The organism is Prolixibacter bellariivorans ATCC BAA-1284, assembly GCF_000621705.1.
GTDB classification, from domain to species: domain Bacteria; phylum Bacteroidota; class Bacteroidia; order Bacteroidales; family Prolixibacteraceae; genus Prolixibacter; species Prolixibacter bellariivorans.
On record NZ_JHXO01000012.1, the window covers coordinates 92,270 to 104,435 of the forward strand.

Sequence of the window (12,166 nt, forward strand, 5' to 3'; positions counted from 1 at the left end):
GCGGATAGCAAATGGTTGTGGCGTAAGGATATGTCGTGACTTTTTAAACCCCTAAATCCCCTTTATGGGATTTAGGGGTTTGTTGCAAAAGACAAACACACACCACCCAATATACTACAACGGTAAAGCCGGGGAGATTCCCCAGCTCTGCGCGCTTTGCATTTTATATCGTTGAATATTTCCTATTCTTCGCCTTTGTGGTAATCGATACCTTCCAGCTGCCAGCGTTGTTCCATGTTGTGCAGGGCGCCAAGGAAGCGTTGATAGTTTTTATCGGCCAGCGGTGTCCAGCCTACTTCGGCGTAAGCGGCTAACCGGGGAAATACCTTCAGGTCCATCGACTTGGTGGTAGGAATCCATTCGCTCCACATCTGGCAACCGAAGCCTAATATCTTCGAATCGTACTTCGGGTCGAGTCCTTCGGGAATGGGATTGAAGGAATAGGCTTTCGACAGCGGAATGGTTTTGTAATTGTAATCGAGATAGGTCATCCGGTGGTAGGCATTCACCACATCGTAGCCGTTCGAAACCGCTTTGTTGATCAAATCGAGACTTCCTTTCCAGAACTCGATGATAGCTGATTTGGCTAATGTCTGTTTTACCTGCGTATCGGCCGGATCCAGCCACTCGTGCACGTTATCACCGAGGATTTCGTTCCATCCCATCATGCGATGGCCGGTACTGTCGACGAACTGCGAGATGCGGTTGGTGAACCAGATCTGCAAATCGGCGGGAGACGTCAGCCCCTCCTTCTTCATCAACGCCTGCATGGCTTTCGATTTCTTCCACGCATCGTACATCACCTCATCGCCCCCAATATGGACCACCTTACCGGGAAACAGGTTGAAAACTTCAGTGAGCACATCTTCCAAAAATTGAATAACACGCGGATCGGCAATGTTGAATGAGTCAGGCAGCTTGCCAAAGGTCACCGGCACTTCGGTTGTAGTACCCAGCGTACTCAGCCACGGATAAGCCGCGATGGCTGCCGAAGCATGTCCGGGCATTTCAATCTCCGGAACAATGTTGATGTGCCGTGCAGTGGCATACGCGATGATATCCTTGATTTGCTCCTGCGTATAGAAACCGCTGTGTGGCTTCCCTTCGCGTTTATCGCTGTGACGGGCAGCCTGCGTATCTTTCCGGTAGCTTCCCACCGACGTCAGTTTCGGGTACTTTTTGATTTCGATGCGCCATCCCTGGTCATCTGTCAGGTGCCAGTGGAAGACATTCATCTTCATCAGCGCCATCTGGTCGAGCATACTTTTCACCACATCCACACCTTTGAAATGGCGCGATACATCAAGCATAAATCCCCGCCATGCGAAACGCGGTTTGTCGGCAATGGCCACCACCGGAACGGCAGCGCTTTTTCCCTTGCCGGGATGGAACTCAAATGCCGGTGGCAACAGCTGCCGCAGCGACTGAATGCCGTAAAATACGCCGGCACGGGTCGCCGCCTCGATGACAATCCGCTTGGATTCCACTGTCAGCAAGTAACCTTCGTCGCCCAGCGAGTCTTTCAGGGTTGCATTCAATTTCAGCTCGATGCCTTTGCCCTTCGCTTTGATGTGCGGTTTTTCGCCAAAGGCTTTCGCCAGGATACCGGCGAGGTAACTGGCTTCAGGACGGGTTGCCTCACCCGAAACAATGGCCGTCTTCTCCGTAAGGGTAAACGAACCGTTGCCGGGCACCACGCTCACCGGACGCGGAATGATGTTGATCTCCGCCTGCGCGGAAACAGCGATTCCCGCCAGGAGGAAAAAAGCCAGTATGAGTTTCATTGTTTTCATAACCTTTTTGTTTTTTATGAGTTGATGGGGAAGAGAAATAAAAATTATCCGGTTAGTTCATCAATAGGGCACTTGTTCTTCTACCAAATCACCCCACCAAACCTCCCCTGAAGGGGAGGCTTAAGGCAACTGTAGGTGTTGAACACGTTGCATGAATCACTGCTTACTGCTAACCAAACATCTCTTTTCTTTTTCCTTTATACTTTCAGGAATATCTTTTTTCGGTACAAAAAATACAGGAACGCCCACACGCAGGCTACGTACCCGACGGCACCAATAAGCCCCGCGATGTGATGGGGTGTGAGATGCATCAATCCGCCGAAGAAGAAGTTACGCATGTTGCCGAAATCGATGATTTTATACTGCACCAAATAAATGGTGATGGGATTCAAGCCGATGACGACAAAGAAGAACGCCCACTTTTTGAAGCCCCACGCGTCGATGATGAGGTAAAACACGCCCAACAGGATGAGACTCCATCCGCCGGCATAGAGTATGAACGAACTGGTCCACAATTTCTTGATAATGGGAAACCACAGTCCCCATAATTCACCCAATCCCAGCGAAACAATGCCGGCACCAATCAGGATGAGTCCTTTCCGCAACTTGCTCAAACGAACATCGTCCGAAATAAGCAGCCGCCCTGCAAACATACCCAGCAACGCTGTGCTAATAGAAGGGATGGTACTCAAAACACCTTCGGCCTCCATCTCCTTCATGTATAACGTACCCGGAATCAGCAAGCGATCGATAAAGCCATCGAGGTTGCCTTCCGGTGTGAGCACGCCGGCACCGAATCCCGGAACGGGAATGTACAGCATCATGAGGCAATAGGACAGCAACAGGCCCCAGAACCAGATGATCTGCGTGCGCAGGTTCGTGTTCAGATAGATAATGGCGGCAAAGAACCAGGCAATCCCGATGCGCCCCAGCACACTCGCCAGACGAAAATGCTCCGCGTCGAGATTGAGGATGCGGTTGTACAGCATCCCGAGGACAATCAACCACATCATCCGTTTAAACGCGTGTTTGTATATACTCGCTTTCGAATCACCGCGGGCCAGCCGTTTCCCAAAGGAGAAAGGCATGGAAACACCTGCCAGAAACAGGAAAAGTGGGAATATCAAATCGTAGAACTGGAATCCCTCCCACTTCACATGGTCCATCTGCCCGTGTAAATAACGGAACAGCGGCCATCCCGTGAGAGTTGCCAGGGCATGTATGACCCGCTGTCCACCGGTAATCCAAAACATATCGAATCCGCGGAGTGCATCGAGCGACAACAGGCGCTGCCGCTTCGGTGTACCGTTCATCTCTTTCATGTGCATAGCGTTTACCGGTTGGATTTACTTCCGGAATTCGAAGCCGGAGAGGACCATTTCCACCTCTTTGCCATCCGTCGGGGGATTTCCGCGGTACAGCCACAGGTTGATCTTCGCCGCCTCTTTACCGGGCTTAGGATTATCGACGCCGGTATAGGTCCACTGCGCCATCAGCTGATTCGCCGGAGGGTTATCGCCCACGTTTCCCTGATAACTGGCAAACACCACACTGTCGGGCTGCCAGTTAAACCAATGCGTCGACTGTTCCCCCGTTTGATCCAGAAAATAGCGGTAATGATTTCCCGGGTTCCACCCCGGCTGAATGACGAACTGCGAATCTTCGGTAGTATCCTTGGCCCACTTCGAGAACTCGATGTCGATTTCGGAAGTATCATTGGCATACGTGAACAATCCGCCCACCACATTCTTGTCGAAACCATCCACCCGGCTGGCTACATGAAAGATGTACGTTCCGTAACCATGCGATTCCAGCAGGGAAATCTTGGCACAGTTCCAACGTCCGTCGCGGTGGGTAATTTTCAGGTGCAAATTCCCGCCGTCATCAAGCCAAACGTTCTCTTTGGAATCGGAAAAATAGTTGGGACCCGGTCCCTGTCTGTTGTCTTTGCTGTTCCCTACCCTCCAGTCGTAACCGGAGAAGTGGATGATGCGCGTACCATCGACCACCCGGTCGTTATTTACCGTCTTTTTGGTTTTGTTCCCGCATCCGGCAAGAAACAGGACAGCTATGACCAGAAAAATCCAGTTAGTCTTCATCTTTTTCATTTTTTGTTTGGTTAAACACGACCTTCCCGGCCCGGATGGTCTGTACAATCTCTATCCCCTTTTCGGTCTGTTCGAACAGTACCAGGTTAGCGGGCAAACCCTTGCGGAAAGGTATTTGCGGTTCTCCGTTCAACAGCTCCATCGGCTTGAGCGAGGCTTTGTTCCAGGCTGCTTCCGGCGAAAGCAACCCCTTTCCAGCCATCTGATTAACGCACCACAGCAGCGATTGCGCCGAACCGGCCAGCAATTTGGGCTGATCGGCCATGCAAAGGCGGCCTTCCGGGCTGAGGATCACATCTCCGCCGATATGACTATGGTAGTTACCCGGCGGCAAACCGGCAAAATGTGTACAATCACTTATCAGAATGGAGTTTTCGGGCTTTACCTTGAAAACAACCTTGAGAAAGGATTCAGGCAGGTGAAAACCGTCGCCAATCACGGTGGTCCACAACGTATCCTGCGCCAACTGCTCCCAAATGTAGTTGGGATGGCGCGGCAACATCAGGTGTGCAGCGTTCCCGAGGTGGGTAGACAACCGGGCTCCGGCGGCAACCGCTCCGGCAATCTGCTCCGGCGTAGCAGCCGTATGACCAACGGACACCACAACACCGCTTTCACTGCAACGGGTGATGAACTCTTCCGACCCTTCCCATTCAGGCGAAAGCGTAATGATTTTAATTCGTCCTTCAGCGGCTTCCTGCCATCGCAGAAACAAGTCCCAGTCGGGTTTTCGCACCAATTCCGGGTCATGTGCCCCGCGGGCGCCTTCCTCTTTCGAGAGAAACGGTCCTTCGAGATGAATACCGCCAATCGCATCGTTCACTTCCGGGTAAGCGTGGCAGGCCGATATAATTACTTTCAGCGCTTCAGAAATCGCTTCGGGTGTATTCGTGATCAATGTCGGGAAGAAGGTCGTTACGCCTTGCTCTGCCAACAACTGAACGGCGCGATATACATCGGACGCCAGCAACGGAGCGGTATTAAAATCGACACCGCCGTAACCGTTCACCTGCAAGTCCACCAAGCCGGGTGCGATAAAAGGATGCTTCCCCTTTCCTTCCGGAAGTTGAATCACTTCGGCTATCTTTCCGTCACGGATACCGATGTGCACCAGTTTTCCGCTCCGGTAATCGAGGCCTTCGAGGTACATGTGGTTGTCGTTTGATTGGTTCATGGTATTATCGTTCGCTACACAGCTGTTTTATCTATCCATTCAATATCACCTGTTTATTTCGTTTCGTCATTCAATGCCGATAACAGTTCATCTGCCTTCGCTGACTCGTCACCGGGAACCAGAAATCCGGTTACCACATACAATACCAACGAGGTAAGCATGGGCGTCGCGACTTCTCCCGCCAATGAGAAATCAGGCAGCAATTTCGTGACCACAAAAGCCAGCAATCCACCTAAAATCGACACAATGGCCGCGGTACTTCCGCTCCGTTTGAACACGGGCAGCAATCCCAAAATCATCGGGATGGCAATCGGTCCTAACAACGAAGCGAACCAGGAAACAATCAGTCCGAATACCCCGCCAAAATGCCGCGCGTTCATCGCTACAATGATCGTAAACAAGGTAAACGAAAAGGTCGTAATTCGCGCCATAATTAGCGACTGCTTCGGTGTGAATTTCCGGACACGATGAAAGACCACCGGCAAAATATCGCGGGTAATCACCGCCGACACGGTATTGGAATCCGACGAGGTCATCGACAACGTGTTGGCAAACATCGAAGCGAGCACCAGCCCGAGCAAACCGGCCGGTAAGAATTTAATCGCCATCATGCCATAGGACAATGTCGGGTCGACCATATCCTTAAAAAAGAGTGGTGCCGCAAACATCGGAAACAACAGAATCAACGGCCACACAAAATAGAGGACCGACGACAAAATACCGGCTTTCCGGGCCTCGCCTCCCGACGAAGAGGAGATGAAACGGGTCGCCAGGTTCCAGGTTCCACCGCTATAGCTGAAGAAATCGATGACCAGCATCGCCAACGCGAACGCCGGCGTGTAGGGATCGTTGAACAAATGTGAGTTCGCTTCGGGCAACCGGTGCCATAGGGTAAACACGCCGGAAAACCCGTCGCCCAGTTTCCCGAGAATCATCACAAACATGGTGAGTCCGGCCACCAGCTGAATCATGAACTGGGCAAAGTCGTTCCACACATCGGCCCACAAACCGCCAATCGTTATATAAACCAACGAGACGCCGCCCGCCAGCAAAATCCCCACCGTGAGCGAAGTGCCGGTAAATACATTCAATAATACAGCGATCGCAGCTAGCTTCCCTCCCACATCGAATACCTTGATAATGGCACCGCTCCAGGCGATGATTTGCTGCGTTGTCAGGTTATACCGGGCCAGCAGGTACTCCGTCGGCGACTGAATGCCGGTCTTGATGCGTAACTTTGCCCAACGAGGCGCCACCCACATGGCAGCCATCAACGTTGCCAAACCGACACCGCATGCCCACCAGATATACAAGGTAAAACCGTGCGTATAGGCAATTCCGGCGTAAGCCACAAACACCGCCCCGCTGTAACCTGACACGTGATGCGAAACACCCGACAGCCACCAGGGCAGTTTACCGCCGGCCGTGAAGAAATCAGCCGAATTTTTCACCTTCCGGTAAGCGGTGAGGCCGATGACCACCAACACTAAAAAATACATCGCCAAAACGATCCAGTCAATCAATTGCATGGGTTAGCCTTTCTGTCTTTATGCTGTTATGCTTGTTTTTAACTATCGTGAATGAGATTATTTCTTCTCCTGCTTCAGAGAAGTAACCTGAATGAATTTATCGGCGTAGCGTTTTCCCAATATCCGTTGCGACTTGTTATTGAAATGGATATAATCGGGGTTGCAGGTCAAATCGCTCGTAGGAACCACGTAGCAATTCTTCAAATCATTCGGTACGGTCTTGATAATTTCGTTAATCTCCGCCCATCTTTTCGCCCGCAAGGGTGGACGCGTATACGATCCCAGCTCTCCCATGATGATGGGCAGGGAATCATTGCCGATAAATGTGCGGAAACGGGTCAGCACCGTCTCCACTTTCTTTTTGTATACCGGTATTTTGGCCGGGAAGGCATCGCTTTCGCCCTGGTGCCAGAGTATTCCCTTAACTTCTCCGTATTTCATCGCCGTTCCGGTCTTATCCCTGAAATTGCTCCAGAGATGGACGCCATTGAATATGGAATCATCCATCCAGTATTGAATGGAACTGCCCCCCACTGCGGTTGGAACCAGCCCAATGGTGATGGAATCACCCACATGTTTCAGTAATTCGCGTGCAAACGAAAGACCGGAATCCATTCCCGTTACCTTAGGCTGATACCGATGCAATGGTTCTTTTGCCACCACCCATTTATCCTGAAGGTTCATCGCTAAAATGCGCGAATTCGGAACGGTATCCTGCGGTTCCACGACGCCACGTCCCGCCATGTTCGACTGACCGGCCATGATAAAGATCCAAAAGTTCTTCTTCGCAGGCATTTCCCGGGGATACACTACCTTTTTCGGGAAGTTCGCCCGCCTGTCCTGTGCCATTCCATTCATCCATAAGGCCATTCCGGCCAACAGCAATACCAGGTATCTCTTCATATTTAACAATTTATCGTTACCGTACGTTTGCTACGGCTTCGTATATGTTTTTTAGTTTTTCGTTCCGGATATGATTCTGTTGTTTGATTTCATCGGGATACAGAAAACCTTTGTTCAGCTCGGCAAAGCGGGCATTCAGGTCTTTCGATTCATCCAACAGCTTCTTCAGCCTCGGCAATATCACTTTTCCCATCTCCCGGTTGTAATTGTCGGATTCATAAACCGATTCTACCTGTTTAAAGGCGAGATAAAAGTCCCGCAAATCGAGCATCAGCCGCAAATGAGCAAACTCTTTTTGATGATCGTTCGGAGTCAGCGTTGCCATCATTGCTTTGGCCGCGTCAACACTCTTCTTGACGGAGTCAAGCTTCGCCACATCTTCCGGTGTATCCACTTTCACCACATTCGGGGAGACGATCAGTATTTTCCAGAGCTTCTCTCCTTCTGCAGCCGTCAAACCAAAGCGGTCCTGCGCATACTGCACCACGAACTTTTCCGGATTGAGTGGTTCAGCCTGCTTCAACGACTGTGCATAGGCCGCAACCAGGATGCGGAAACCGGATAACGGATAGACATTGCGAATCGCATGCATGTCGATCACTTCGTAATTCGTGTCCCAGGTAAAACCATATACGCCCGAAGTGGACCACGAGGTCATGACCATTCCCTGGTAACCGGCTTTGCGGGCATAGGGAATGAAATCGCGCTGATTGTTGAAGTGCTTTTCCCAATCGGTGGTGTACCAGTTATCGGGATGACTGCGAATGGCCGGCGAACCCCAGAACGTGAGCCCCTGGTCGAGTAACTTGCCAATATCACCGAAGTGATTGATTTTCCACCCATAGTTCCAATCTACATACACAGTTTGTTTGGGCAGCTGTTTGACGGCTTCAGGGTATTTCAAAACAATATCGGACCAGAGGACCGGGATTTTGCCCATTCCTACTACAATCTTGCACATCTCCGCAATGTAATCGGCGAAAAGCTTGCCAGTTCCTTCTTCCGCCGCTTTCGCTGAACAGACAGGACAATGCCCCAACAAACGGGTTTCGTCGCCACCAATGTGAATGTATTTCGACTTGTGCAGAGACGCCATGTCTGAAAACAGATCGGTGAACAGCTTCTTGTCACCTTCTATCTGCGACGGGCATACCTGCGAAATATCCTTTCGTGATTCCCTCAGCTCACTGTATCGCGCATGCCGTAAAATGTATTCCACATGCCCGAAACACTGCTGCAACGGGATGACATCGATACCCAAACTGTCGCAATAGGCAACAAACGACTTGACCTGCTCACGCGTGTAAGCGTATTTGTTGGAAATCGTCGCGTGCTTCTCATACGGATAGGAAGCCTCCCATTCCATCACCAGGGTGTTGATGCCCATCCCGGCCAACTCTTTGGCGAAAGCCTTTAAAGCAGGCATGGTCATCACTTCAATTCGCAAATCGATATGAAATCCCCTTATCGGGAACGGTTTAACAGCTTCCGTTTTCGCCTTATCGGCAGGTTTTTGCGTTTCCGCGAAAGCGAACGCCCCGGGAAAGAATAGAATAATGATGGTCAGCCATGCAAAGAGTGCAGCTGCAGACATTGATTTTTGTTTCAAGCATTTCATCAGTCGTTGTTTAGTTTCGAATTTTTATGTTTTGGTATTTATCGTTTTCATCAGTGTTTCACGTCGCTTAAAAGACAGCCATCCAATCAGACGTTTGATGTCCTTTGTAGCTAATGGACGAAGCGCCCGATTTCCGGAACAAAATGGTGTCTTTTTCGTCCGAAGGACCTTCAACTGTCAACGCCACGCCATCGGCCAGCAGTTCCTGTGTCACTTTCCACTCAGATGCATTCTCCTTTACCGGAGCGACCAGCAATACTGAGTGAGTATCAGCACCGGAAGTGGAATATGAAACCACCGGAGCCAGCCTATCCGTTCCTTCCAGGTTGACATATCCTTTGCCTACGCTCAGATCATCGTACGATTCTGCATTCGCCGGAATGATAGCCATCGGATGGTCGGTTTTCAGCAACACGCTTTTCCGGGCACCATGGGTTTCCACTTCCACCGGCAACAAATGAAGCAGTAACTCGTAGTTATGTTTTTCCGATGATTTGAAATGATCGTGAATCAACATGTATTTATTCCGGACAAAGGCCAAATTACGCGTCCATTGTACGTTCGAATTAGTTGGATCGCTGGCCGGGGAAACCATTCTCACTAACTTATAGTCAGGCTTTTCCTCCCAATCGGTAATCCGGTTATCTGTTTGCCGCTTTCCGGCCCACTGCCGGTCACTTGAAGTCGCAGCATCCTGTTTTCCATCAATCAGTACGGTGTTATGTGCTCTCGAAGTACGGTACCATTTTACGATCAACGGATTATCGTAGTTGCTGCAGCCGCTGTCAATCAGTACCGGCTCTTTACCGTACCAAAGCACAAAGCCCAGTCGCCCGGCATGGTCGTGCGAACCAATTGTCCTGGCCGGATTAGCCAGCAAATACCAGGGCGTTAAACCGGAACCATTCGCACGCATTACCCCGATTTGCGTTTCGGGAAGATAATAGGAACCCGGCTTTTTATCCGCGCTCACTTTTTCATTCAGAATTTCACGAATGATGGTCTCGGTTGGATTTACCGGCATCGGGTAAGAATCATTTACCGGCGGCATAGTGCCATCGGGCTGCGCTACCTCGAAAAGATAGTCGGCCATCTTGTGCAGAAGCGGCAGTATATTTTTAGGAGGCGTCACGCCATTGTCGCGACACAATAAATACGTATCTCTGAAAATGGACGCTTCGAACGGATAGTATCCAAACATCTGCTCCACATTCCCGCCATCGGGATAGAAGGCAAAATTGATGTGGTGTTCCAGAATTCGCAGCGCACCGGTTCTCAGCTCTTCGGCTTGTGACAACTCGGGAAATAAAGTTCCCAGGTAAATCATTGCCAAAGCTCCGTGCGCCTGGTGATTGAATTCATTGAGCTTCTGTTGACCAAAACCTTCAGCCAAAACAAGGGCATGCTCCTTCAGCGTATCTTTTATCAATTGCTTATCGGCTATTGACAGGCCTTTCTCCCCCAGGTAATAACACCACGAAAGATGAATGGAACGCCAGGCCACCTGCATGTCGTACCAGTTGTATTTCGAAGTCGGATGTTCGGTTACCCGCGGATTATCATGTACCCACACGCGAATCAACTTCATCATGTCCTCCAGGTAACTCTCATCTCCCGACAGGTAATAAAGCCGGGCAAAAGACGGCAGGTAGTAAAAGCGGTTGAGCCACACACTTTTCTCCAGCTCCGTCTTTTCCAGCTTTCCCCAACCAATGGGATCCCCATATACTCGCTGCAGCAGCCCGTTCCGGATGGCCTTCACGATAACGTGATCATCCTCCGAGTCAATCAACTGCATTTGAATGAATTTTCCTCCCTGATCTTTCGGCAGGTAATCGCCAAAATTGTATTTCTTCACGTATGGGTAGAACGGGAATTGCGCTTCCGGCTGTTTATCCTTATCACCATTTGCCTTTCGGCTGAAAGCATTGACGGAAGAATTTCCGAATGCCATACTTCCCAACGTGACACCTGCTGTTGCAGCTGTCACATTTTTGATAAATCGTCTTCGCCTGTTATCCATACGACGGATTGAGTCAGTTAAAGCGAACGGATTGGACCCGGCCGCGTATTTATAATTGTATCAGGTTAGTACCTCGTTAGTGGCTGACAAAGTGAAAACGATTCACTTTCAGCAACTGAATTATCAGTTGTACTGCTGGCCTCCAAACGAATCTTCATCGAAGTAAAACTTACAATGGGTATGCGTTCGGAGAATCGAAGCAGGACATTCTTCGGTGATCGGACCATTCAGGGTATCATACACCGCCTGACGTTTGGTTTTTCCCGGAACCACACAAAACAAATAATCCGCCCGCATCAATGCCGGAATGGTTAATGTTATCGCCTCGGTGGGCACCTCTTCCAATGTGGGGAAACAGCCGTCGTTGACCTGCTGATTCCGGCAAGCCCAATCGAGTGTCACCCGTTTCACCAGCTTCAAATCGTTGAAATCGGCTACCGGCGGGTCGTTAAAGGCGATGTGTCCGTTCTCGCCAATGCCCAGGCAAACGATATCGATGGGCGCCTCACTCAGCAACTTCGAATAGCGGGTAATGGTCTCCTCCGGATTGTTTCCATCAAGTAGATGTACTTCCCGAAAGGGTACCTGCTGAAATATCTTTTCGTTCAAAAAGCCGGCAAACGAGCGCGAGTCTGTCGAATCCAGCCCAATATATTCATCCATGTGAAAAGCGGTTATCCGCTGCCAGTCAACTTTTGTAGAGCGAACCAGCGAAGCCAGCGCTTCGTTTTGCGACGGAGCAGCAGCAAATACCATGCGAATGGATTCCTTCTTCTCCAACAAGGCAACAATTTGCTTCTCTACATCAGCCCCGGCAGCCTGCCCCATCTCTTCCCGTGAAGGATAAACATGCATGTCCAGGTGTTCAAATTTCTTCATATTGAAAAATCAAAAGATTTAACTTTTACAGGAATTATCTTCAATGAAAACCAAATTAGTGCGGTCATACCATAGCAAGAGCATTTCCCATGTTTTATCACCAACCGGTAAGCTACAATGATTGATGATTTAATATACT

Annotated in this window: 9 protein-coding genes; all 9 read right to left on the bottom strand. The window is 50.1% G+C overall.

Annotated features, from left to right (window positions below; genetic code table 11):
• Positions 1-182: 182 nt before the first annotated feature.
• Positions 183-1,793 (bottom strand): beta-N-acetylhexosaminidase, encoded by a 1,611-nt coding sequence (locus T426_RS0116805; protein ID WP_025865512.1) that lies wholly within the window; start codon positions 1,791-1,793, stop codon positions 183-185.
• A gap of 197 nt (positions 1,794-1,990) precedes the next feature.
• Positions 1,991-3,115: an acyltransferase family protein gene (locus T426_RS0116810; protein WP_036984846.1), complete on the bottom strand. Its 1,125-nt coding sequence runs from the start codon at positions 3,113-3,115 to the stop codon at positions 1,991-1,993.
• 24 nt (positions 3,116-3,139) lie between these two features.
• Positions 3,140-3,901, bottom strand: a complete 762-nt coding sequence (locus T426_RS0116815; RefSeq protein ID WP_051569016.1) for a LamG domain-containing protein — start codon at positions 3,899-3,901, stop codon at positions 3,140-3,142.
• Complete coding sequence (locus T426_RS0116820; protein WP_036984845.1) at positions 3,882-5,075, bottom strand: N-acetylglucosamine-6-phosphate deacetylase; 1,194 nt, start codon at positions 5,073-5,075, stop codon at positions 3,882-3,884. Before T426_RS0116820 ends, T426_RS0116815 begins: the two co-directional genes overlap by 20 nt.
• Before the next feature lie 53 nt (positions 5,076-5,128).
• A complete protein-coding gene (locus T426_RS0116825) occupies positions 5,129-6,604 on the bottom strand; it encodes a sodium:solute symporter family protein (RefSeq protein WP_025865507.1) in 1,476 nt (491 codons plus the stop codon).
• A gap of 57 nt (positions 6,605-6,661) precedes the next feature.
• Positions 6,662-7,507 carry a sialate O-acetylesterase gene (locus T426_RS0116830; protein WP_025865506.1) on the bottom strand — a complete coding sequence of 282 codons (846 nt, stop codon included), beginning with the start codon at positions 7,505-7,507 and terminating at the stop codon, positions 6,662-6,664.
• Positions 7,508-7,523: 16 nt separating this feature from the next.
• Positions 7,524-9,101, bottom strand: coding sequence for a family 20 glycosylhydrolase (locus T426_RS0116835; RefSeq protein ID WP_081782509.1), 1,578 nt, complete (start codon positions 9,099-9,101; stop codon positions 7,524-7,526).
• Between the two features lie 91 nt (positions 9,102-9,192).
• On the bottom strand, positions 9,193-11,148 hold the full coding sequence (locus tag T426_RS0116840) for an alginate lyase family protein (RefSeq protein ID WP_027586000.1): 1,956 nt from the start codon (positions 11,146-11,148) through the stop codon (positions 9,193-9,195).
• A 123-nt stretch (positions 11,149-11,271) separates the two neighbouring features.
• A complete protein-coding gene (locus T426_RS0116845) occupies positions 11,272-12,027 on the bottom strand; it encodes a glucosamine-6-phosphate deaminase (RefSeq protein ID WP_025865502.1) in 756 nt (251 codons plus the stop codon).
• Positions 12,028-12,166 lie beyond the last annotated feature (139 nt).